At 71.3% G+C, this 22,338-nt stretch carries 18 protein-coding genes, 1 pseudogene and 1 riboswitch; of the genes and pseudogenes, 12 read left to right on the top strand and 7 right to left on the bottom strand.

The features are described 5' to 3' along the window. Positions 1 to 333 precede the first annotated feature (333 nt). From Van01_RS06900 to Van01_RS06855, 10 genes and pseudogenes are all read left to right on the top strand, one after another. Positions 334 to 1,764, top strand: coding sequence for an L-serine ammonia-lyase (locus Van01_RS06900; protein ID WP_204002251.1), 1,431 nt, complete (start codon positions 334 to 336; stop codon positions 1,762 to 1,764). Between the two features lie 64 nt (positions 1,765 to 1,828). Continuing rightward, entirely contained in the window at positions 1,829 to 2,656 is an 828-nt protein-coding gene (locus Van01_RS06895; RefSeq protein WP_204002241.1) for an ABC transporter permease, read from the top strand. A 140-nt stretch (positions 2,657 to 2,796) separates the two neighbouring features. Further along, positions 2,797 to 3,402, top strand: a pseudogene (locus tag Van01_RS06890) (ABC transporter ATP-binding protein); the annotation flags it as partial. Beyond that, on the top strand, positions 3,399 to 5,444 hold the full coding sequence (locus Van01_RS06885; RefSeq protein ID WP_204002238.1) for a DUF5941 domain-containing protein: 2,046 nt from the start codon (positions 3,399 to 3,401) through the stop codon (positions 5,442 to 5,444). The pseudogene Van01_RS06890 and the gene Van01_RS06885, both read left to right, overlap by 4 nt. Before the next feature lie 15 nt (positions 5,445 to 5,459). Next, positions 5,460 to 7,646, top strand: coding sequence for a bifunctional glycosyltransferase/CDP-glycerol:glycerophosphate glycerophosphotransferase (locus Van01_RS06880; protein WP_204002236.1), 2,187 nt, complete (start codon positions 5,460 to 5,462; stop codon positions 7,644 to 7,646). A gap of 145 nt (positions 7,647 to 7,791) precedes the next feature. Further along, a complete protein-coding gene (locus tag Van01_RS06875; protein WP_204002233.1) occupies positions 7,792 to 9,096 on the top strand; it encodes an ABC transporter ATP-binding protein in 1,305 nt (434 codons plus the stop codon). A gap of 118 nt (positions 9,097 to 9,214) precedes the next feature. Further along, positions 9,215 to 9,679 carry a DUF4442 domain-containing protein gene (locus Van01_RS06870; RefSeq protein WP_204002230.1) on the top strand — a complete coding sequence of 155 codons (465 nt, stop codon included), beginning with the start codon at positions 9,215 to 9,217 and terminating at the stop codon, positions 9,677 to 9,679. A gap of 501 nt (positions 9,680 to 10,180) precedes the next feature. Beyond that, the gene (locus tag Van01_RS06865) at positions 10,181 to 10,765 is read left to right on the top strand and encodes a hypothetical protein (protein WP_204002227.1); all 585 of its coding nucleotides are present in this window, start codon (positions 10,181 to 10,183) and stop codon (positions 10,763 to 10,765) included. A 69-nt stretch (positions 10,766 to 10,834) separates the two neighbouring features. After that, positions 10,835 to 11,587 (top strand): HAD family hydrolase, encoded by a 753-nt coding sequence (locus Van01_RS06860; protein WP_204002225.1) that lies wholly within the window; start codon positions 10,835 to 10,837, stop codon positions 11,585 to 11,587. Then, the gene (locus Van01_RS06855) at positions 11,584 to 13,959 is read left to right on the top strand and encodes a glycoside hydrolase family 65 protein (RefSeq protein WP_204002212.1); all 2,376 of its coding nucleotides are present in this window, start codon (positions 11,584 to 11,586) and stop codon (positions 13,957 to 13,959) included. Before Van01_RS06860 ends, Van01_RS06855 begins: the two co-directional genes overlap by 4 nt. A gap of 16 nt (positions 13,960 to 13,975) precedes the next feature. On the opposite strand, the gene Van01_RS06850 is transcribed toward Van01_RS06855, so the two are convergent. Next, positions 13,976 to 14,155, bottom strand: a complete 180-nt coding sequence (locus Van01_RS06850) for a hypothetical protein (RefSeq protein ID WP_204002210.1) — start codon at positions 14,153 to 14,155, stop codon at positions 13,976 to 13,978. Between the two features lie 160 nt (positions 14,156 to 14,315). Here Van01_RS06850 and Van01_RS06845 point away from each other — a divergent pair, with 160 nt between their 5' ends. Then, on the top strand, positions 14,316 to 14,984 hold the full coding sequence (locus tag Van01_RS06845) for a dienelactone hydrolase family protein (protein ID WP_204002208.1): 669 nt from the start codon (positions 14,316 to 14,318) through the stop codon (positions 14,982 to 14,984). 233 nt (positions 14,985 to 15,217) lie between these two features. On the opposite strand, the gene Van01_RS06840 is transcribed toward Van01_RS06845, so the two are convergent. The 4 genes from Van01_RS06840 to Van01_RS06825 all read right to left on the bottom strand — a co-directional run bounded on the left by Van01_RS06840 (position 15,218) and on the right by Van01_RS06825 (position 18,483). Beyond that, the gene (locus Van01_RS06840; RefSeq protein WP_204002206.1) at positions 15,218 to 16,441 is read right to left on the bottom strand and encodes an AI-2E family transporter; all 1,224 of its coding nucleotides are present in this window, start codon (positions 16,439 to 16,441) and stop codon (positions 15,218 to 15,220) included. A 190-nt stretch (positions 16,442 to 16,631) separates the two neighbouring features. Continuing rightward, complete coding sequence (locus tag Van01_RS06835) at positions 16,632 to 17,420, bottom strand: hypothetical protein (RefSeq protein WP_204002203.1); 789 nt, start codon at positions 17,418 to 17,420, stop codon at positions 16,632 to 16,634. Between the two features lie 232 nt (positions 17,421 to 17,652). Beyond that, positions 17,653 to 18,051: a hypothetical protein gene (locus Van01_RS06830; protein ID WP_204002200.1), complete on the bottom strand. Its 399-nt coding sequence runs from the start codon at positions 18,049 to 18,051 to the stop codon at positions 17,653 to 17,655. 96 nt (positions 18,052 to 18,147) lie between these two features. Further along, complete coding sequence (locus Van01_RS06825; RefSeq protein ID WP_204002197.1) at positions 18,148 to 18,483, bottom strand: helix-turn-helix transcriptional regulator; 336 nt, start codon at positions 18,481 to 18,483, stop codon at positions 18,148 to 18,150. A 201-nt stretch (positions 18,484 to 18,684) separates the two neighbouring features. On the opposite strand from Van01_RS06825, the gene Van01_RS06820 reads away from it, so the two are divergent. After that, a complete protein-coding gene (locus tag Van01_RS06820) occupies positions 18,685 to 19,383 on the top strand; it encodes a carbonic anhydrase (protein ID WP_204002192.1) in 699 nt (232 codons plus the stop codon). Positions 19,384 to 19,522: 139 nt separating this feature from the next. Here Van01_RS06820 and Van01_RS06815 read toward each other — a convergent pair whose 3' ends face one another. Further along, on the bottom strand, positions 19,523 to 20,539 hold the full coding sequence (locus tag Van01_RS06815; RefSeq protein WP_204002189.1) for a coiled-coil domain-containing protein: 1,017 nt from the start codon (positions 20,537 to 20,539) through the stop codon (positions 19,523 to 19,525). Positions 20,540 to 20,543: 4 nt separating this feature from the next. Next, positions 20,544 to 20,674, bottom strand: a riboswitch (cyclic di-AMP (ydaO/yuaA leader). 166 nt (positions 20,675 to 20,840) lie between these two features. Next, on the bottom strand, positions 20,841 to 22,187 hold the full coding sequence (locus Van01_RS06810; RefSeq protein WP_204002186.1) for a YibE/F family protein: 1,347 nt from the start codon (positions 22,185 to 22,187) through the stop codon (positions 20,841 to 20,843). Positions 22,188 to 22,338: the final 151 nt, after the last annotated feature.

Genomic DNA, 22,338 nt, shown 5'->3' with positions numbered 1-22,338 from the left:
CCACCCCGCTGACCCGTAGGTGCTTACCCGCGTGGGTTCCGGACGACGCCTGTCGTCGGGATCAGGGGCAACCGCGATGCTGCGGTAGCTGTCGAGTTGCGCCGTCCGCGCTGTCGCGGGTGTGATCCGTCTGCGCCGTCAGCTCGACAGCGCTCGCACGTCGGTCACGGTCGCGTTCTGGGTAGTAGGCTCGCCGGTCGGACGCCCTCACCCGGGCGTCACCAGGGCCGGACCGTATCGGGGACCGGCCAGAACCGGGTCGGCTCCCCAACACGGAGTCGACCATGACCGGCCGCTTACCGGTAACCCCGGCGACGGCGAGAAGGCACAGTCATGATCAGCGTGTTCGACCTGTTCAGTGTGGGTATCGGGCCGTCGAGCTCGCACACGGTGGGGCCGATGCGGGCGGCGCGTACCTTCGTCGCCGGGCTCAAGGCCGACGGACTGCTCACCGAGGCCGTCCAGGTGCGGGCCGAGTTGTTCGGTTCCCTCGGCGCCACCGGGCACGGGCACGGCAGTGACCGGGCGGTGCTGCTCGGTCTCGCCGGCGAGGCCCCGGAGACGGTCGACACGGACAGCGTCGAGGCGCGGGTGGGCCGGATCCGGGCAGAGCGTCGGCTGGCCCTGCTCGACACGCACGAGATCGACTTTGACCCGGAACGGGACCTGACCCTGCACCGCCGCCGGTCGTTGCCGTACCACCCGAACGGGATGATCTTCTCGGCGTTCGACGCGAGCGGGGCCGAGCTGCGGACGCGCACCTACTACTCGGTGGGTGGCGGGTTCGTGGTGGACGAGGCGGCGGCCGGGGCGGACCGGATCAAGCCGGACAGCACCCCCGTCCGGTACCCGTTCCTCACCGGCGCGCAACTGCTCGACGTGACCGCCGCGACCGGGCTTTCGATAAGCGAGGTAATGCTCGCCAACGAGGTGTCCTGGCGGGCCGAGGCGGACGTCCGAGCCGGGCTGCTCGACATCTGGCGGGTCATGCGGGAGTGCGTCGAGCGCGGTTGCACCCGCGACGGCACCCTGCCCGGTGGCCTGAAGGTGCGCCGCCGCGCCGCCGAACTCCGTCGCAGCCTGGAGGCGGACGCCGCTGTTCCGGCCGCAGCTGGGCCCGCCGGTGGAGCAGCGCTGGCCGGGCCGGTAGCGGGTGCCGGTGGGGATCCGTTGCACGTGATGGACTGGGTGACGTTGTTCGCGCTGGCCGTCAACGAGGAGAACGCGGCCGGCGGACGGGTGGTGACCGCGCCGACGAACGGGGCGGCCGGGATCATCCCGGCGGTGCTGCACTACTACGCGCGGTTCGTACCGGGCGCCTCCGACGAGGGGGTGGTCCGGTTCCTGCTGGCGGCCGGCGCCATCGGGGTGCTGTTCAAGGAGAACGCGTCGATCTCCGGCGCGGAGGTGGGTTGCCAGGGCGAGGTCGGCTCGGCCTGCTCGATGGCCGCCGCCGGGTTGGCCGAGGCGCTTGGCGGTACGCCGGCCCAGGTGGAGAACGCCGCAGAGATCGGCATGGAGCACAACCTGGGCCTGACCTGCGACCCGGTCGGTGGCCTGGTGCAGATCCCGTGCATCGAACGCAACGCGGTGGCTAGCATCAAGGCGATCACCGCCGCCCGGCTCGCGCTGCGCGGCGACGGGGTGCACGCCGTCTCGCTCGACAAGGTCATCAAGACCATGCGGGAGACCGGCGCGGACATGAAGGTGAAGTACAAGGAGACGGCACGCGGTGGCCTGGCCGTCAACGTGATCGAGTGCTGAGGGCTCGTCGGGCGGTGTTCACCGGCTGCTAACCTGTCGTCCGTTCAGCAGGCGGGAGACGGCGGTGACCTCTGGCGTCGGAGCGTTGTGGTCGCACCGCGGTTCGCTGCGCATTCTGGTCAGACGCGACCTGGCGGTGAAGTACCAGCAGTCCGTGCTGGGTTACCTCTGGTCGTTGATCGAGCCGCTGGGCATGGGCGCGATCTACTGGTTCGTCTTCGGCGTGCTCTACTCCCGCGACACCAACCGCCATCTCGGCGAGGCGGCCGGGTCGTACCCGTTGTTCCTGATCACCGGAATCTTCGCCTGGATGTGGACCAGTTCGGCGCTGAGCGAGGCCACCCACGCACTTACCGGCCAGTCCCGGTTGATCACCACGATGAACGTGCCCCGACAGGTCTTTCCGATCGGCCGCGTCGTCGGCCGCTTCGCCGAGTACGCCGCCGGCCTGCCGATCCTGGCCGCCATCGCGATCTGGTACGCGGCGCAGGGCCGGATCGAACCGGGCTGGTCGCTGCTCGCCCTGCCGCTCGCGGTGCTGGTGCAGGCGACCCTGTTGATCGGGCTGGCGTTGCTGCTGTCCGCGTTCAACGTGCTGATGCGGGACGTGGAGCGGTTCATGCGCCTGGTCATCCGGGTGCTCTTCTACGCCACGCCGATCATCTACCCGCTGAGCCTGGTCCGCGACTCGGGCCTGCCGGGCTGGCTCAGGGCGGCCTACGAGATCAACCCGCTGGTCGGCATCTTCCAACTGCATCACGCGGTCTGGTATCCCGACGAGTTCCCGGGTGCCCGACTGCTCACCACCACGGTCGGCATCAGCGTGCTGCTGCTCGTGGCGGGTTGGTGGGCGTTCCGCCGGCTCGAACCCGCAGTGCTCAAGGAACTCTGATGGGCGACACGATCATCGAGGCCGAGGGCCTCGGCATCCGGTTCGTCCGTAACCGCCGCCGGCAGTTGCGGCTGCGGGAACTGTTCATCCACCGGGGTACCCGGGGTGCCTCCGACGGCCGGTTCTGGCCGCTGCGCGACGTCTCCTTCTCGATCGCGCCGGGGGAGACCGTCGGGGTGATCGGCCGCAACGGCACCGGCAAGAGCACCCTGCTGCGGCTGATCGCCGGGGTGCTGATCCCCGACGAGGGGCGGATCCGGGTCTCCGGTGACGTCGCGCCGCTGCTGGAACTCTCCGCCGGCTTCTCCAACGACCTCACCGGGCGGGAGAACCTGTACCTGGTGGGCGGCCTGCACGGGCTGTCGTCGGGCTACCTGAAACGGCACTTCGACGAGATCGTCTCGTTCGCCGGTGAGCAGGTGGAACGGGCCATCGACACCTCGGTACGGCACTACTCGTCAGGCATGAAGGTGCGGCTCGGGTTCGCGATCATCTCGCACCTGCCGCACCCGATCCTGCTGATGGACGAGGTGACGGCGGTGGGCGACGCCGAGTTCCGCAAGAAGTGCTACACGACAATCGACCGTCTGCTCGGGGAGGGGCGCACTCTGGTGCTGGTGTCACACAACGAAAAGGATCTGACCCGGTTCTGTCGTCGGGGCCTCTTCCTCGACGCGGGCCGGCTGAGCGTCGACGGCACCATCGCCGAGGCGCTGGCCGCGTACCACGACGCGGTACCCCGGTGACCCTCGCGATCGTGCTCGCCGCCGGATCACCGGCCGCGAGCCTGCCGACGGGTACCGGCGAGACGACTGGTGAACGGCTCGCCGCCCAGTGGCGTCGGGCCGGTGCGACCGAGGTGCGGACGGCCGCCGACCTGGACGAGCTGGCCGATCTGGCCGGGTCGGCCGACGGTCCGGTGGTGGTCAGCGGGGTGGACCTGGTCGCACACACGGCCGTACTGCGGCACCTGGTGACCAGCCCGGTCGGGCCGACAGTGGCGCTGGTGCTGACCGACCCGCCCGCCGACGGACGGACGGTACTGCGCGAGGAGCGCGGCCAGGTGGTCGAGGCCGGCCGCCCCGAACAGCTGGCGGGCGGCGCGGCCACCGGCATCTTCGGCGGCGCGGTGCGGGTCGGTCGGGACGACCTGCCGGCGCTTGTGGCGGCGGCCCGTGCGGTCGCCGCCGGTCGGCTGCCGGCCGGAGCCGTCGCGGTCGACCTCTTCGAGCCCCTCGGGTCGGTCGCCGACCCGGACCCGGCGACCGGTCCCGTCGTAGACCAGCTCTTCGCCGCGCTCACCGCGCAGGGCGCGCTGGTCTTCGCGCAGCGGGTACGCCTGCTCGTCGCGCACCGGGTCGACGAGGCCGCCGGCCTGGCCCGGGCGGAGGCCGCGGTGGCGGCGGTCGACGAGGACCGGGCCGAACTGCGGCTGTCGGTGAAGGAGAAGGACGACTTCTTCACCACCTTCTTCGTCAGCACCTGGTCGCCGTACGTGACGAAGGTCTGCGCCCGGCTGGGGCTGAGCCCGACAGCCGTGACGATGGTCTCGGTGGCCTTCGCGGCGGCTGCGGCGGCGATGTTCGCCGCCGGTGGCCGGCCGCTGCTTGTCGTCGGCGCGGTACTGCTCTATCTCGGGTTCGTGCTGGACTGCGTGGACGGCCAGTTGGCCCGGTACACCCGCAACTTCAGTGCCTGGGGCGGCTGGCTGGACACGATGGCCGACCGGGCGAAGGAGTACCTGGTCTACGCCGGTCTCGGCTGGGGCGCCACGGCCGCCGGGTTCCGGTACGGCTGGGCCCTCGCGATCGCCGCGCTGACGATGCAGACCGTGCGGCACATGACCGACGCGTGGTACGGCGTGCTGCACGACGAGGCGGCGCGCCGGCCGAAGAGCGTCGGCGCTGGTGGCGGTGGGATCGGCGACCGGCTCAACGCGGCCTCGACGCGGGTGCAGGCGGACACCGGTTCGGTGTCGTACTGGCTCAAGCGCACAGTGGTCTTCCCGATCGGCGAACGGTGGGCGTTGATCTCGCTGGCCGTGGCGCTCTTCGACCAGCGGATCGCCCTGCTGGCGGTGCTGACCTGGGGCGTGCTGGCGTTCGCGTACACCGGTGCGCTGCGGACGCTGCGGGCGCGCTGGATGTGGGTGCCGGTGCTGGACACGCTCGACGCGACCCTGCATCGCGACGACGGCCCACTGGCCGCCCGGCTGCCGGTGCTGCGTCGACCGGGGCCGCTGGTGCTCGCGACGGCCGCGGCCGTCGGTGCGGCGACGCTGCTGCTGGTGACGCTTGTGGAGGTGCCGGGTAGCGGGAGCACCGCGTCGTGGCTGCGGTGGGTGGCGGTGCCGGTGGTGCTGCTGGTCCTGCTGGTCGCCGCGGCCGGGTCGGGGGCGGCACACAACGGGCCGTTGGACTGGCTGGTGCCGGCCGCGCTGCGGGCCGCCGAGTACCTGTTCGCCGTCGCCGTCGGGGTGATCGGCGGTGCGCCGCCCTGGCTGATCTTCGGGTACGTCTTCGTCCTCACCCTGCACCACTACGACCTGGTCGCCCGGCTGGAGAAGCGGCAGCCCGCACCACCGCTGCACGCCGCCACGCTCGGCTGGGAGGGACGCTCGGCGGTGCTCGCCCTGACGGCGATCGCCGGAATCGTGAGTATTGGTCTGGCTACACTCGGTATCTACCTGTTGGTGCTGTTCGTGGCGAGCGTGGTGCTGGCCTGGGTGGTCCGGCCGGTACGCGCCGCGCAGGCGCCGGCGGCTGCGGGAGGTCGCGCGACACGCTGAGGAGGGGCCGGGACGATGACGCTTGTCAGCTTCGTCGTCCCGGCCTTCCGGGTGCAGGGCTACCTGCGGGAGTGCCTGGACTCGATCCTCGCCCAACCGGTCGCCGACATCGAGGTGATCGGCGTCGACGACTGCTCGCCCGACGGCAGCGGCGACATCCTCGCCGAGTACGCCGACCGGGACGACCGGGTGACCGCCGTCCGGCTGGATCGCAACGTCGGGCTGGGCCCGGCCCGCAACATCGGGCTGGACCGGGCCGTCGGCGAGTACGTCTGGTTCGTCGACGGCGACGACTGGCTGACGGCGGACTGCCTGGTCGAGGTGGCTGCCCGACTGCGCGAGACCCGGCCGGACGTGCTGATCGTGGACCACGTACGCGCGCACTGGGACGACACGGCGACCCGCAGCGCGATGGCCGAGGTCTTCCCCGTCCCGCCAGGTGCTGTCACGTTCCGGCTGGCCGAGCGGCCGGAGACGGTGAAGCTGCTGCACACCGCGTGGAACCGGTTGGTCCGTCGGCAGTTCCTGGCCGACACGGGGCTGCGCTTCGCGCCCGGCTGGTACGAGGACGTCTCCTTCAGCTACCCGACGCTGCTGGCCGCCGACCGGATCGGGGTGCTGGACCTGGTCTGTGTGAACTATCGACAGCGGCGGGCGGGCGCGATCACGAGGACCCGCGGCGAGCGCCACTTCGACGTCTTCGAGCAGTGGCACCGGGTGTTCCGGGAGCTGGACCGGCTCGGTGCCGAGGAACTGCGGCCGGAGATCTTCGAACGGATGATGTGGCACTACCTGGTGGTGCTCGGTAACGGCGACCGGATCGGGCCCGAGCTGCGACCGACCTTCTTCGCCCGGGTCGCCATCGAGCACGCCCGGTTCCGGCCGGCGGAGGGGCATCGGATTCCGGGCGGGGTGGCGGGGCTCAAGCATCGCCTGGTGGCGGCCGGGCGGTGGCGTACGTTCAGCGCGTTGCGGACCGCGAGCCGGGCGGGGGAGACCGTCCGGCGGGTTGCCGGCGGCACCCGCCTACGGGTGCTGCCACCGGCGCGGCTCGGCGTGCGGCGGGCCCGGGACGCGGTGCTGCGTCAGTACCAGCGGACCGAGCGGCGTCGGCCGGTGGAGGAGAACCTGGCTGTCTACGCCGCCTACTGGTATCGCGGCTACACGTGCAATCCCGCCGCGATCTACGAAGCGGCCCGCCGACTGGCACCCCAGGTCCGGGGCGTGTGGATCGTCAGGCGGGACCGGGTGCACACCCTGCCGGAGGGGGTCGAGTACGTGGTGGCGGGTACCGCCGCGTACCACCGGACGCTGGCCCGGGCCCGATGGTTGATCAACAATGTCAACTTCCCGGACTCGGTGCGCAAGCGGCCGGGCACTGTGCATGTGCAGACCCACCATGGCACCCCGGTCAAGGTCATGGGGCTGGATCAGCAGCGGTATCCGCTGGGCGCGGGTGGGATGGACTTCGCCGGGCTGCTGCGCCGGGTGGACCGGTGGGACTTCAGCGTCACCTCGAACAGCTTCTCCACCCAGATGTGGGAACGTGCCTATCCGGCCGGGTACACCACCCTGGAGGTGGGATACCCGCGCAACGACCGGCTGGTGACCTCGACCGCCGAGGATGTGCTGCGGCTGCGCGCGGAGTTCGACGCCGGCCTCGGTGAGCAGGTCGTGCTGTACGCGCCGACCCATCGGGAGCATCTGCCCCGGTACCGGCCGCCGTTCGACCCGGAACGCTTCCTCGACGCGCTCGGTCCCGCCGGTCTGCTGCTGATGCGCAGCCACTACTTCCATGACCGGGACCGGCGGCCACCGCCTGTCGCCCGTGCCCGCGTCCTGGACGTCAGCATCCGTCCCCGGGTCGAGGAGCTGTACCTCGCCGCCGACGTGCTGATCACCGACTATTCGTCGGCGATGTTCGACTACGCCGTGCTGGACCGGCCGATCGTCATCTACGCCCCCGACTGGGACGCCTACCGGCTGACCCGGGGCGTCTACCTGGACATCGTCGCCGAGCCGCCCGGCCCGGTGGCCCGGACCTTCACCGAACTGCTCGACGTGTTCCGCTCGGGTGCGCTGCGGTCACCGGACGCTGAGCAGGCCCGGGCGCGCTTTCGAGAGCGGTTCTGCGCCCTGGAGGACGGGCGGGCCGCCGAGCGGGTGGTACGCCGGGTGTTCCTCGGCGAGAACCCGGTCTGAGTTGGAAGTTCCGCACAATCGCCGCTAATCGATGGAACGTAATAGGTCTGTCACGATTCAAACATGGCACGTTTACCCGATGTGCCTTCCGCATGATCCTGGCCACAGTCATTCGGGGTTCCGTGGACGAGGTGGGGAGGAGACGGTGACCACCGTCGCGCTCAAGGATGTTACGAAGGTCTTCCGGGACGGCACGGTCGCGGTCGACAGCATCAACCTCGACGTGAACGACGGTGAGTTCATGGTGCTGCTCGGGCCGTCCGGCTGCGGCAAGTCGACGGTGCTGCGGATGGTCGCGGGGCTGGAGGACCCGACAAGTGGTGCGGTCATGCTCAACGGTGAACTGGCGAACGACCTGCCGCCCCGGGAGCGCAAGATCGCGATGGTCTTCCAGGACTTCGCGCTCTACCCGCACATGAGCGTCAACGACAACATCGCCTTTCCGCTCAAGCTGGCGGGTGTCGAGCCGACGCCGCGCGGCGAGCGGGTCACCGACGTGGCAAGTGCGCTGGGCATCGGGGACGTGCTGGCCCGGCGGCCCAGTCAGCTCTCCGGCGGTCAGCGGCAGCGGGTCGCGATGGGTCGGGCGATCGTCCGCCGGCCAGGGCTCTTCCTGATGGACGAGCCGCTGTCCAACCTGGACAGCGGTCTGCGCGCGGAGCTGCGGGCGGAGATCTCCGGCCTGACCCGCGAGCTGGGTGTCACCACCATCTACGTGACGCACGACCAGGCCGAGGCGCTGACCATGGCCGACCGGGTCGCCATCATGCGCAAGGGCGTCCTTCAGGACGTGGGCACCCCGACCCAGGTGTACGGCCGTCCGGCGACGCTCTACGTGGCCGCGTTCCTCGGCAGCCCCCGGATGAACCTGCTGGAGGCGTCGGTCTACGTCCACCTCGACCGCTATGTCACGCTCACCCTCGGCGAGCAGGCGCTCTACCTGCCCTGGGACGACATTCGCAGCCGGTCCGTGGCGCACTACCACGGTGAGCGGATCGTGGTCGGCATGCGGGCCGAGGCACTCACCCCGGTCGCTCCGGACACCCCCGGTGACGTGCTCCAGGGCCGGATCCGTTACCTGGAACACCACGGTCACGAGTCGCTCGCCTTCCTGGACATCGGCGCGACAGCCATCATGGTTGACGACATCGGCGGGCCGGTGGACACGGAAGCTCCGCCCGGTCAGCGTGGCCTGCGCCGGTTCGGCCAGGTGATGCAGCGGATCAAGGGGCGGACCACTGGCGAGTCGGCGACGCCCGGGAGCAACGGCAACCGGACAAGCGTGCTGCACGACCCGGGTCGCCACCACCGCCGCCCGGCCGAACTCGCGGTACGGCTCGCGCCGTACCCGGCCGTCACCGCCGGTCATCCGCTCGCCGTCCAGGTGCGCATGGACGCCCTGCACTTCTTCGACGATCGCGGCGACCGCATCGACGTCGGCTGGCGCTGACCCACGGCGCTGACCGGAACTGTGGCAGTGCAGGTGTCCCGGAGGCGGCGTGTCGGCCACCTGCACTGCCACGGATCGCGCCTTGCCTAGCAAGTTACCGGCGGGTAGTGTCCGGGGGGTGACAATCGATTCGCGGCAGGTGGCGGCCGGCATGCTTGAGGCGGTGCCGTTCGCTCGTACGCTCGGTTTCGAATTCGTCGAGGTGGCGCCGGAGGCGGACGGTTCGGTCCGGGCCGTGGTGCGGCTGCCCGACTCGCCGGCTACCCACAATCACGTCGGCGGCCCGCACGCCGGGGCCATGTTCACCCTCGGGGAGACGGCCTCCGGTGCGGTGGTGCTCGCCGCGTTCGGTCACCTGCTCGACCGGGCCACGCCGCTGGCGGTGGGTGCGGAGATCGCGTACCGCAAGCTCGCCATGGGCCCGGTGCGGGCGACGGCGCGGCTCGGCCGCCCGCCCGCCGAGGTGGTCGCGGAGTTGGAGGCCGGCGAGCGACCCGAATTTCCGGTACGCGTGGAAATCGCCACCGAGGCGGGCAAGCCCACCGCGGAGATGACTGTCGTCTGGACCCTGCGCCCGAACTGACCCGCGCCTCCCCCGGCCCGTCGCGGACCGGAAGGTCCGGCCTCGTCGGCCTGCCTCGACATGCGGCGTCCTGGCCTCCTCCGCCCTGGTGAAGCGCCCTGGATGCGGGATGTCGGGCCTTGCCGACCAAAGGATCGCCCGACATGCGGCATCCTGCGCCGGTCCTGCCGTCGAGACCGTCGAGGGTCGTCGATGTTGCCGGGGCGGGCCCAAGCGTGCTGGAATGGCTCATATCGCCGCAGCGCGGGGGCAACCGCGCTGAGCACGGCCAGCACGGGAGCAACGCAGTGCCGGCAGCGCAGCACCTCGGGCAGTTGCCTGCGCGCCGCCTAGCTGGGTCAGCTACACCCACAACGGTCACACCTACCCGGGCACGGTGTTCCGCCGTTCGTGTCACCGGCAGCTGTCTTGGCGCCGACCGAGAAGGTCGACCCCCGACCTGCCGGGAGGCGTCCCAGCGGTCCGCAAAGCACAGAACCGGCGACGAGGTGAGAAGCGATAATGATTTCCCGGGAGAGTTTCGCAGGGTGGTACCGGCACCGTTACGTGTGGGCGGCGGCAATCCTGCTTGTGGTGTCGGCCGGTGCTGTCGTACTCGTCAGCTCGGCCAACTCCAAGACGGAGCCGCCGGACCTGCACGGGCAGATCGTGAACCGGATGCGTACCACGCTGGAGCAGGCCGACCCGGAGCAGCACAACCACGCCGGGCACGAGGTCCAGCAGGTCGCCGACGGTGAGGAGAGCAAACCCGCGGTGATCTGCGGAGTCCACGTCTACGGCTACGAGCCGGCCGACGTCACGGTGCTCGCCGACGTGAAGACGGTCTACGGGTTCCACCTCTGCGGGGTCGCCGAGCAGGGGCGTACCTGGGACTGGGCGGTCAAGCTGGCTGGTCCGGTGATCATGGACATGGCCACCGAACCGGTGGGCATCCAGGTGGTCGAGGCGACCGAGGACACCAGGTTCATCGACCGGCTGCATCAGATGTTCCCGGCCAAGTACGCGGAGCTGGCGGAAAAGGAGGCGCTCGGCGCATCCGAGATGGCCGATCTGCGCCGTCGGTACGACTCCGCGGCCGGCCTCTGACCACGCTGGGCGAGGGCAGATGCGGCGGAACCGCGTTTGCCGGTATGGGTGGGCGGATAGATTGGTACGATGCTCGGTCTGCCTGATCATGTGACCGCTGTTCTGTTCGACCTCGACGGTGTGCTCACGCAGACCGCCCGGGTCCACAACGCCGCCTGGACCGAGACGTTCGACGACTACCTGCGCCGCCGCTCGGCCACGACCGGTGAGCCGTACCGGCCGTTCGACCCGGGGCCGGACTATCACCGCTACGTCGACGGTCGCCCCCGTCTCGACGGGGTGCGGTCCTTCCTCGCCTCCCGGGACATCACGCTGCCGGAGGGGTCACCTGAGGATCCGCCGGGGGCCCAGACCGTGCACGGCCTCGGCAACCAGAAGAACACACTGGTGCTGGAGCGGATCCGCACCGTCGGGGTGGACGTCTACCCGGGCTCGGTGGCGTACCTCAAGGCGGTGGCCGCGGCGGGGCTGCGCCGGGCGGTCGTCACGGCCAGCGCCAACGGTCGGGAAGTGGTCGCCGCCGCCGGCCTGGAGCCGCTGCTGGAGGCCCGGGTGGACGGGCTCACCGCCCGAGCCGAGGGGCTTCGCGGCAAGCCGCACCCGGACACCTTCCTGGCCGGGGCGAAACTGCTCGACGTGGCGCCGGAGAAGGCGGCCGTGATCGAGGACGCGCTGGCCGGTGTCGAGGCCGGTCGGGCCGGCGGATTCGGGTACGTGGTCGGCGTGGACCGGGCCGGCCAGGCCGACGAACTGCGTGCCCACGGCGCCGATGTGGTGGTCGACGATCTCGCCGACCTGCTCGACGCCGGGCGGCCCGAGTGATCCGGGAGCGGGCGTACCCGGTCGAACCGTGGCACGTCCGGGAGACCCGGCTGGACATGGACGTGCTCGCCCAGTCCGAGTCGGTGTTCGCACTGTCCAACGGGCACGTCGGTCTGCGCGGCAACCTGGACGAGGGCGAGCCGCACGGGCTGCCCGGCACCTACCTCAACTCGTTCTACGAGCTGCGGCCCCTGCCGTACGCGGAGGCCGGGTTCGGCTTCCCCGAGTCCGGCCAGACCATCGTCAACGTCACGAACGGCAAGCTGATCCGGCTGATGGTCGATGACGAGCCGCTCGACGTGCGTTATGGCGAGGTGCTCGCCCACGAGCGGATCCTCGACATGCGCGCCGGCACGCTGCACCGGTCGCTGCACTGGCGCTCACCGGCCGGCCGCGAGGTCCGGGTGAACAGCACCAGGCTGGTCTCCTTCCGGCAGCGTTCGGTGGCCGCGATCCGCTACGAGGTGGAGGTGGCCGACGGCAAGCCGCTGCGCCTGATCATCCAGTCCGAACTTGTGGCGAACGAGACGTTGCCGCCGCAGAGCCGCGACCCGCGTGTCGCCGCGGTCCTGGAGTCACCGTTGCAGGCGGAGGAGGAGCTGACCACGCCGGCCGGCGGGCTGCTGATCCATCAGACGAAGGTCTCCGGGCTGCGGGTCGCCGCCGCCATGGACCACGAGGTGAGTTCGCCGGCCCGGACGTCCGTCGGCTCCGAGGGGTACGAGGACTGGGTGCGTACCACAGTGGCCTGCGTGCTGGAGCCGGGGCAGCAGCTCCAGGTGGTCAAGTACCTGACCTACGGGTGGTCCAGCCGGCGTTCGCTGCCGGCGCTGCGCGACCAGGTGGGTGCCGCGTTGGCAGCGGCGAAGCTGGACGGCTGGGACGGCCTGGTCCGCGAGCAGCGGGAGTACCTGGACGAGTTCTGGGACGCCGCCGACGTCGTGGTCGACGGCGACCCGGAGGTGCAGCAGGCGGTCCGGTTCGGCCTGTTCCACGTGCTCCAGGCGGGCGCACGGGCGGAACGGCGGCCCATCTCGGCCAAGGGCCTCACCGGCCCCGGGTACGACGGGCACGCCTTCTGGGACACCGAGATGTTCGTCCTTCCGGTGCTGACGTACACCCACCCCGCCGCAGTACGGGATGCGTTGTACTGGCGCTTCTCCACCCTTGAGCAGGCCCGGGAGCGGGCCCGGACGCTCAACCTGGCCGGTGCCGCCTTCCCGTGGCGAACCATCGAAGGGCCGGAGTCGTCGGGGTACTGGCCGGCCGGCACCGCCGCGTTCCACATCGCGGCCGGCATCGCCGACGCGCTGCGCCGCTACGTGCTTGTCACCGGCGACCGGGATCTGGAGCGGGAGATCGGGCTGGAGCTGCTGGTCGAGACGGCACGGCTGTGGCGCTCGCTGGGGCACCACGACCGCAACGGTGACTACCACATCGACGGGGTCACCGGCCCCGACGAGTACACGGCCGTCAAGAACGACAACATCTACACGAACCTGATGGCCCAGCGGAACCTGCGGACCGCCGCCGAGGTGGCGATGCGGTACCGCGACGAGGCGTTCCACCTGCGGGTCACCGACGAGGAGGCCGCCGCGTGGCGGGACGCCGCGGCGGCCATGCACATCCCGTACGACGAGGAACTCCGGGTGCATCAGCAGGTGGAGGGCTTCACCCGGTTGCAGGAGTGGGACTTCGAGCAGACCCCACCGGACAAGTACCCGTTGCTGCTGCACTATCCGTACTTCGACCTGTACCGCAAGCAGGTGATCAAGCAGGCCGACCTGGAGCTGGCCATGCACTGGCGGGGCGACGCCTTCACCACCGAGGAAAAGCTGCGCAACTTCCTCTACTACGAGCGGCGTACGGTCCGCGACTCATCCCTGTCGGCGTGCACCCAGGCGGTGCTGGCGGCGGAGGTCGGCTACTCCGATCTGGCGCACAGCTACCTGCGCGAGGCCGCGCTGATGGACCTGCACGACCTGAACGAGAACACCCGCGACGGGGTGCACATGGCCTCGCTCGCGGGCGCCTGGATCGCGTTGGTGGCCGGGTTCGGCGGCCTGCGGGACCACGACGGGACGCTGTCCTTCGCGCCGTGCCTGTCCAGCCGGCTCAACGCCCTGTCGTTCTCGCTCCAGTGGTGCGGCATGCGGCTACGGGTCGACGTACGCGGCCACGACACGACGTACGCCCTGCACCACGCCGCCCCGGACGCCGTCATCGAACTGCGGCACCACGGTAAGCCGGTACGCGTCACCTGCGACGAGCCGGTGACAGAGCCCAATCCGCCGCCGCGTACCGACCTGCCGATGCCGGAGCAGGCGCCCGGCCGAGCGCCGCTGCTCCGGCTACCGGAGAACCCGGCCTGATCCGGCTGCGCCGTCGTCAGATCGGCTCACCCTGAGAGGGGTGGCCGGTGGCGTCGTGGGGCGTCCTCGCCCGGGGATCGTCGGCCGAACGTGCCTGGGCCGCGTCGTCCGCCCAGTCCCGTCCGCGATTGTCGTCCTGTTCCCGCCGCTCTCGTTCGGCGGCGGACTGCACGGGCTCACGCTTGTGATGCGCCATGACGGTCCTCGCGATCTGTCGGGGGCGCCGGTGACGCCGGTCCGTCTGCGGTCGCCCGTCGGCTACCCGGCGCCCCCCGGCGCAAACCCTCAGCGCGACCGGGGCGTGTTGTCGCCCGGGCCGGGTATCCGGGCGGGCGAGACAGCAACTGGGGGACGAGATGGACGTACGCGGCGAAGCGGCGACGATCCCGGCGGGCGAGGCCCTGCTCCCGGCCGATCTGCTGGTGCCGGCGGAGCCGGTCGGTGCTGTGCTGTTCGCCCACGGCAGCGGCAGTTCCCGGCACAGCCCGCGCAACGTGGCAGTGGCTCGCCAACTCAATCGTGGTGGGCTCGGCACCGTCCTGGTGGATCTGCTCACCCCGGCCGAGGACCGGGTGGACGCGGTCACCGCCGAGCTGCGTTTCGACATCGGGCTGCTGGCCGACCGCCTCGCCGGGGTCGTGGACTGGCTGGCCACCGAGCGACCGTTCGGAGCGGTCCCGGTTGGCCTCTTCGGCGCCAGCACGGGAGCCGCCGCCGCCCTGGTCGCCGCGGCGCGTCGGCCGGATCTGGTGCGAGCGGTGGTCTCCCGGGGCGGCCGACCCGACCTGGCCGGTTCCGCGCTCGGCCAGGTGCGCGCCGCCACGCTGCTGCTGGTGGGAGGTCTCGACGAACAGGTGATCGCCCTCAACCAGCAGGCGCTCGGCCAGCTGACGTCCCGGGCCAACCTGCGGGTGATTCCCGGCGCGACGCATCTCTTCGAGGAGCCGGGCACCCTGGACCAGGTCGCCGAGGCTGCGGCCGACTGGTTCCACGACCACCTGCACCCGCACACCACCGCCGCATAGGACCACGCACCCACCCGTCCCGGCCTCCGCCCCCGGCTCCCGGCCGACGTGGGGGCCGCGTCTCGGGCCGGGGTGGGCCGTTTCTCGGGCCGGGGTGGCTGCGCCTCGGGTGGGCGTGGGCTGCGTCTCGGGCCGGGGTGGGCCGCGAGTTGCGGCATGTCGGGCTATCCCGTCGGCCTGATGGGCCGGGTTGCCGCGACCGGTGGTGGCGGGTTGAGTGGCTGGCGGCGCCGTCAGGCGGGTTCGGGGTCCGGCCCGGGTGGTGGCGGCGACGGGCGGGCGGGTGGCGCGCTCGAGGCCGGTGGCGCGGTCGGGGCCGGTGGTGCGGGTGGACCGGACGGCGAGTCGGCAGTCGCTGCGGTGTTCTGTCGATGCCGCTGCACGGTGTCGATCACGCGCCAGACGACAGCGGTGATCGGGACCGCCACGAAGGCCCCTGCGATGCCGGCGATGAGGGTGCCGGCGGTCACGGCGACCAGGATCACCACCGGATGCAGCCGGACCTGGCGCTTCATCACCAGTGGCTCCAGCAGGTTGCCCTCGATCTGTTGGACGGCGATCACGGCGGCCAGGGTGAGCAGGGCGGTGGTGGGACCGCTGGCGGCGAGTGCGACAAGTACCGCGACCGCGCCGGCCACTGTGGCACCGACGATCGGCACGAACGCACCGATGAACGTGATCAACGCGAGTGGCAGTGCCAACGGGACGCCGAGCAGCACCAGCGCGAGGCCGATGCCGACAGCGTCGATGCCGGCGATCAGCATGGTGCCTCGGGTGTACGAGCCGAGGGTCCGCCAGCCGACCCGGCCCGCCTTGGCGGTGATCTCCCGGTTGCGCCCGGCGGCCCGGCGCAGCGTCCAGTGCCACATCTCCCGGCCGTCCTTGAGCAGGAAGAACAGCAGCACGAGGGCGAGCAGGGCGGAGCCGACCACCTCGGTCACCGTGCGGGCGCTGGCGACCGGATCCACCTCCTGCTGGCTGACCGTCTGACTCACCTGGGCGAGCAGCCCGTCGAGCTGTTCGTCGGTGACCGGCAGGGTGGAGGTGACGAAGTCCCGGGTACGTTCCAGCCCCTGACCCAGTTCGTCACCCAGCTCGCTGAACTGGTCGGCGGTCAGACTCCAGGCCAGCACGCCGACGCCACCCAGGATGCCGAGCAGGAGCAGGACCGTGAGCAGGGCGGCGAGCGCGGCGGGCAGCCGTAGCCGGCGCAGCGCCAGCTGTACCGGGTCGAGCAGTGCGGCGAGGAAGAGGGTGGCGGCCACGGCGATGGCCAGTGGGGTGACCAGCAGGGTTATCCGGGCCAGCAGCCAGAGCCCGGCGGCGATCACCACCAGGCAGGCGCTCCACACCACGGCGGAACGGATCAGCCACGGCAGGGCCGCCCATGTCTGGCGCGGGCCGGCGTTCCGATCTGCCGGCTCGTCGGGGGTCTGCCCGCCATTCTCTGCGACCATGCCGGCCCTCCTCGATGTCCGGCGAGGTCGGTACCCGATCGACGTCCTCCCGACACCGATTCCACGCCAGGGCCTGGTCGAAGTCCCGACCGACGGTGGTCTGCGCGCCGCCTCGGCCCGACGAGGACTTCGACACCGACCCTAGTTGCCGGAGGTCGAGGCGGGGGGCGTTCGGCTGGCGAGACCGGGCTCAGTACGCGGCGACAGGTGCCCGCCCGACGACCACCGCCGGAATCTCCCGGGTCTGCTCGGCGGTACCCGGCGTGGTCAGTGGCAGGACGGACTCGCGCTCCCCGGCCGCCGGCAACAGCGCGCTCACCGCTTCCTCCCGCAGGCTGCGGGCTGCGGCTGCGGCGAGTTCCGCGGCCCGCCAGGTGGTCTGCTCCCGCTCCCGAGCCGTCCGCTGCCGGGCCAGCAGGTGGTCGCGTACCGCTCGGCGAAGCATCAACTCCTGCTCGACCGGGTGCAACCTTGGGTCCCAGCCACGATGCGCGAAAACGTCGCTGAGCTGCTCCACTGACAGCTCCCGACGCCAGTACGCGTCCAGGGCGGCCCGGTGCAGCCAGCGCTCCCGGTCGGCGTACTCGGCGGGGGTGCGGCTTGTCTGCGGCAGTGGCATGCCGGCGGCGGAGGAGAGCCGACGCACGTCCGCCTCGGCCGCCTCGTACGCCCGCCATGCCTGTTCGGCCTCGTCCTGCGCGGCAAGCCACTCGTCGCGGCGGTGCCGGGCCGTCGCGTCGGCCCGGTCCGCGGCGACCGTCACCTCTTCGGCCCAGCGTTCCTGGTCACGTCGATGCTCGGAGTGTTCGGACCGGCTCGGTAGCGCGGCCTCGCGGATGCGGGTGCCGGCGTCGGAGCGGAAGAACCGGGGCCGCAGCAGCAGACCGGCGACGGCGAGCGTCACCACGCCGAGCAGCCCCAGCCAGATGGCGGCGGCGCGGGGCGCCTCGAGCAGGACGGAGGAGAGGGCGGTACGCATCATCAACACCTCGCGGTCGGATGAGTCGTCGACTGTGGCGGACGCGGGGAGACGGCTGGCCGGGTGGCGGGCGGCGTTCGCGCCGCCGGGCCGAGATCGCCGGGGTGGTCTCGGTGGTCACCTGCTCGGGGCGCCGACGCGTGTGGTCGGGTTGGCCACCGGGCTGCGCTGGCACGCCGGCCGGCGTGCTGCGGCGTCACCGGGCTCGATCGGCCGGTCGGGCTGCCGTCGGTCAGCCGGCGGGTGGGCCGCGCCGGGTCGGCTCGCCCGGGCGGGTGGCGGGGACCGGGGCGGCGACGCGATCGACACCTGCGGCGTCGGTCGACGCGGCCTCGGCACGTGCCGGCCGGCTCGGCGCGGTGCTCGCCGACTCGCGCTGACCCGGGCCGGCGTCGACCGCCTGGCCGGGCTCGACGACCGGCCGGACCGCCACCAGCGTGCTGGCGGGAGCGTCGACGGCGACAGTCGCGGACACCGGCGAGCCGGTGGCGGACCCGGCCGGCGGATCGACCGCCACGGCCCCGCCGAGGCCGACGGCGAGCACGAGCGAGGCCAGTGCGAACCGGGTCAGCTCACGCAGTGCGCGCAGCGTTGCCGGCCACAGTGGACGGGCGAAGGCTGGCGACGGCACGGCTCCAACCTATCCCGCCGCCGGCGTGATCGCACCGCGGCGATCGTCCGGGGTGGGTGAAGCGCGCCACGTGATCCGATCGGGACGACTGCCGGCTCACGTGTCGGCGGTGCCGGTCACCTGCTCCTTGGTGAAGAGAGCCAGCAGGTCGCCGACCTGGTGGTCGGCCTCCGCCGGGTGGCGGAACCGCCCGGCCGGGTTGAGGGTGTACTCGTTGCGCCGGCCCACCCGGGTGCGGTGCAGGTAGCCGCCGGCTTCGAGGTCGGCGACGATCGCCTGGGCGGCGCGTTCAGTGACGCCGACCTCGGTCGCGACGTCGCGCAGCCGGGCTGTCGGGTTACGGGCGATGGCGAGTAGGACATGCGCGTGGTTGGTGAGGAAGGTCCAGTTCCGCGCGTTTTCCCGTCCGTCAGTGCTCGCCATGTCCGCCATCGTATGACCTGCCGTTCGGGTGCCCGGGTGGCGCTGTCGCCGGGGGTGCGGGATCGATCTGACGCAAGCGTCGGCTGATGCATGAAATGCATATCACGTATAGCTTGACGTGCGTTATGTCGCGTGTGACGGTGTTGGCAGCCCGTGACCAGCGCCGGCCGGGATGACCAGGCATTCCTCAGGGAGAAGAGGTACAGCCGGATGAGTCGACCCGCAACTCCCGGTCCGCAGCCGGGACCCGAACGCGAACTGCTCACCGCAGACCTTCCCGGCGCCCCGCAACGGGCTCTCGCCGAACTGCTCGCCGGCAACCGACGGTTCGTCACCGACACGCTGCGGCATCCCAACCAGAATGCCGGGCGGCGGGCCGCCGTCGCGGCCGAACAGCATCCCTTCGCGGTGATCGTCGGCTGCTCCGACTCCCGGCTCGCCGCCGAGATCATCTTCGATCGCGGGCTCGGTGACCTCTTCGTGGTCCGCACCGCCGGGCACACCGTCGGCCCCGAGGTGCTGGGCAGCGTGGAGTACGCCGTGGCCGTGCTGCGTACGCCGCTCGTGATGGTGCTCGGGCACGACTCGTGCGGTGCCGTACAGGCGGCCCGCGACGCACTCGCCACCGCCACCACGCCCCCGGGCCACCTGGGTGCTGTGGTCGACGCCGTGGTGCCCAGCCTGCGTCGGGCTGAGGAGGCCGGAGTGCAGGATCTGGACGGGATCGTGGACATCCACATCGCGCGGACCGTCGAGGCGATGCTGGAATCCTCCACGGCCCTCGCGGCTGAGGTGGCCGCCGGACGGTGCGCGGTGGTCGGCATGTCGTACCGGCTGGCCGCCGGTGAGGTGCGGGCGGTGGCCGCGGAACCCGCCGAACTGGTCGGCGCGATGGTGGCGGCGCCCTGATCCGCGACCTCGCCGGCTGACCCGCCCAGCCATCGGCGACCAGCAGTCTGCACCGGCCGTCGAAGGTGGCCCGCTCCGAACGACGAGGGCCGTCCCGCCACGGCTGGCGGGACGGCCCTCGGTGCGTCGTGTCGGGCGATCAGAGCAGTGACACGTGGACGTGGTCCGTGTGGTTGGACGGGCCGCTGTAGGAACTCCAGCGTTCCGTCGCCGCGAACCAGATCTGCCGATTCCAGATCACGTAGTAGACGCCCAGTCGGTCGGCGTTGCGGACCAGGAAGGCCGCCAGATTGTTGCCGTAGATCCGGGTGTCGTTGTTGTGCCACGGGCTGAAGCCGCTGTTCTGCAACGACCAGTCACAGGCCCGGCCCTTGGGGTGCTCGAACTTGTCGCCCGGGCGGAAGCAGCCGACGAACCTGTTGAAGCCGGCCCGCTTGACCTCCTTGTACATGTGCAGCGTCCGGGGCGTGATACAGCCCGACGTGGTGGGGTCGTTCTGGCTGCACGACTCGGGCTTCCAGCCGCCGTCCGAGGCCCGGTTCGGCGCGATCCGCGCCACCGGCGAGGTGGCGTCCACCAGCCCGCCGGTCAGGCCGGTACCGCCGACCAGCCGGAGCGACTTCTCCGCCTCGCTCTTCTTGCGCGCCATGTCGTTCGTCAGCTTCTTCTGCTCGCGCACCTCGGCGTCGAGCGCGAGTTTGGCCTGCTCGGCGCGAAGCTTGATCGCGTTGACCTCGCCCAGCTTCTTGTCGTTCACCAGGTTTAGCTCGTCCAGTGCCGAGGCCCGGTCGATGAACGAGTCAGGCGCGTTGCTCTGCAACAGCATGGCGATCGCGCCGACCCGGCCGGTCCGGTACGACTGGGTGGCGATCTGCGCGACCTGCGGGGAGAGCGCGTCCAGGTCGGCCTGCGCCGAGCGGACCTCGACCGCCAGTTTCAGCTGCCGCTTCTTGGACTTCTCCAGCTTCGCCTTGGCCTTGGAGTAGTCCCGGTTGGTCGCCTCGATCAGATCGTTGAGCATCGGCGGGTCGTCGTCGTGCTCCGCCGGCTTGGGGTCGTTCGGCGCGGCCGTCGCCGGCATCGGACCGGCGAACACGGCGAACGCGGCGAACACGGCCACCACGGGTGTCAACCAGCGGCGTAGGGCTGCCGTCACTGTTTTCCCTTCCATCGACCGCCGACCGGGTTAGCTGACGGGTTCGGGACGGAAGTGGCCCCTACCGCTTTCGCGGATTCACCCCACGTACCTGGGTCCCCGGCTCGCCTGACGGCGATTGGGCGGTGGCACCGCTGGCGCCGCTGCGCGCCTCCGGCGGTGACCGGCAGTGAGGTTACCCGACAGTCCATCTGTGCTTCTACGCCCCGAACCCGACGAGATGCGTCATTTCGTAATCGCTTTGAGTGACCAGCGACACGGTTTCGAGCCGCATCGGCAGGGGCGGTCACACTGAGGAGTGTCACCATGTGGTGTCCGTGCTCCTGTCCGGGTCGGGCCACCCCGAAGGGGTGGCGGGGGACGGTTTTCGAGTGGGTGGTGTGCTGAGGGCGCGGAGCGCCTCGGCCCGGTCCGTCGCCGGCCGGGGAACTACGGGGGCGGGCTCACCGGTGGGGGTGTCGGTGTCGCCGCGCCCGGCGGTGCTGACCAGCGCGGCGAGCGCGGTGGTCAGCGGCACCGCGGCGATCAGCCCGAGCGTGGCGACCACGCTTCGGACGATCTCCGTGGTGAGGAACTCGCTGGTCAGAATCTGGCCCAGCGCGCGGGAGTCCGCGGTCAGCAGGAGCAGCAGCGGCAGCGAGGCACCGGCGTACGCCAGCACGATGGTGTTGACCACCGAGGCGATGTGGGCCCGCCCGACCCGGGTGGCCGAGCGGTACAGCTCCCGACGGGAGAAGCTCGGGTTGGCATGGCGCAGCTCGTTGACCGCGGCGGCCTGGGTGACCGTGACGTCGTCGAGGACCCCCAGCGAGCCGATGATGATGCCGGCCAGCAGCAGGCCGTGCAGGTCGACGTCGGCGCGGAACATGGACAGGGTGGTGGCGTCCTCGCTGCCGAATCCGGTCAGGTGGGTGGCGCCGGTCGCGGCCAGCCCGAGCAGCCCGGTCAGCACCAGACTGGCAAGTGTGCCGAGCACGGCCACCGAGGTCTGTGCGGATATGCCGTGGGTCAGGTACAGCACCACAAACATGATCAACGAGGCACCGACGATGGCGACCACGAGCGGCGGCCGGCCGGCGCTGATGCCGGGCAGCACGAAGGTCAGCAGGATGGCGAAGCTGGCGGCCAGGCCGCCCAGCGCCGCCAGGCCCCGCAACCGCCCGAAGGCGACGATGGCGGCGGCGAAGAGCACGGCCAGCCAGACCAGCGGCTTGCCGCGCTGGTGCTCGGCGATGTTGTAGGTGCTGACCGAGGGGTCCTCCGGGTCGGTGAGCGAGACCAGGATGACGTCGTCGTCGACATCCACGCGGGGTGCCCCCGGCCCGGTCGGGATGGGCGTCTGCACCTCCTGCCCTTCGTCCGGACCGGTCTCCACCCGTACGGTGACCGTGCCGCAGGGGCCTTCAGCGGCCGTCGGGGTGTCCTCGGGGACCACCGGGTTGGGTGGGCAGGGCTCGCTGACCACCCGGGTGACCGTGCCGTGGTAGCGGGGGGCGTCGTCGGCGGCTTCGGGGCGCGGGGCGTCCCGGGGCCAGAGCACGATGGCGGCGACCAGGGTGGCCAGGAACAGGGGGACCACCGTCACGACGAGTATCCGCCGCACCCCGGGCGGAGTGGGCGGAGCGGAACGGGTGTGGTCGGCGCCCATTCAGTGTCTCCCAACGATTTCAGGGCTGAGTACGTGTCGATGGGCGAGACGGTTCAGTGTCGCCGGACGACCGGGTCGGAGGGCAGCCCGAATGGCCTGAACGTGGCGGGGCGGCTGCGTACCGTGAGGTGTGGATCGGCTCGCGACGGCC

Source organism: Micromonospora andamanensis, from assembly GCF_016863495.1.
Taxonomy (GTDB): domain Bacteria; phylum Actinomycetota; class Actinomycetes; order Mycobacteriales; family Micromonosporaceae; genus Micromonospora; species Micromonospora andamanensis.
This window is presented reverse-complemented; position numbering and strand designations above follow the sequence as displayed.

Coding starts and splice junctions, on each gene's coding strand:
- Van01_RS06860 (WP_204002225.1), top strand. CDS start 10,835: ATGCTCGGTCTGCCTGATCATGTGACCGCTGTTCTGTTCGACCTCGAC.
- Van01_RS06820 (WP_204002192.1), top strand. CDS start 18,685: ATGAGTCGACCCGCAACTCCCGGTCCGCAGCCGGGACCCGAACGCGAA.
- Van01_RS06810 (WP_204002186.1), bottom strand. CDS start 22,187: ATGGGCGCCGACCACACCCGTTCCGCTCCGCCCACTCCGCCCGGGGTG.
- Van01_RS06845 (WP_204002208.1), top strand. CDS start 14,316: ATGGACGTACGCGGCGAAGCGGCGACGATCCCGGCGGGCGAGGCCCTG.
- Van01_RS06865 (WP_204002227.1), top strand. CDS start 10,181: ATGATTTCCCGGGAGAGTTTCGCAGGGTGGTACCGGCACCGTTACGTG.
- Van01_RS06825 (WP_204002197.1), bottom strand. CDS start 18,483: ATGGCGGACATGGCGAGCACTGACGGACGGGAAAACGCGCGGAACTGG.
- Van01_RS06850 (WP_204002210.1), bottom strand. CDS start 14,155: ATGGCGCATCACAAGCGTGAGCCCGTGCAGTCCGCCGCCGAACGAGAG.
- Van01_RS06835 (WP_204002203.1), bottom strand. CDS start 17,420: ATGCGTACCGCCCTCTCCTCCGTCCTGCTCGAGGCGCCCCGCGCCGCC.
- Van01_RS06900 (WP_204002251.1), top strand. CDS start 334: ATGATCAGCGTGTTCGACCTGTTCAGTGTGGGTATCGGGCCGTCGAGC.
- Van01_RS06880 (WP_204002236.1), top strand. CDS start 5,460: ATGACGCTTGTCAGCTTCGTCGTCCCGGCCTTCCGGGTGCAGGGCTAC.
- Van01_RS06840 (WP_204002206.1), bottom strand. CDS start 16,441: ATGGTCGCAGAGAATGGCGGGCAGACCCCCGACGAGCCGGCAGATCGG.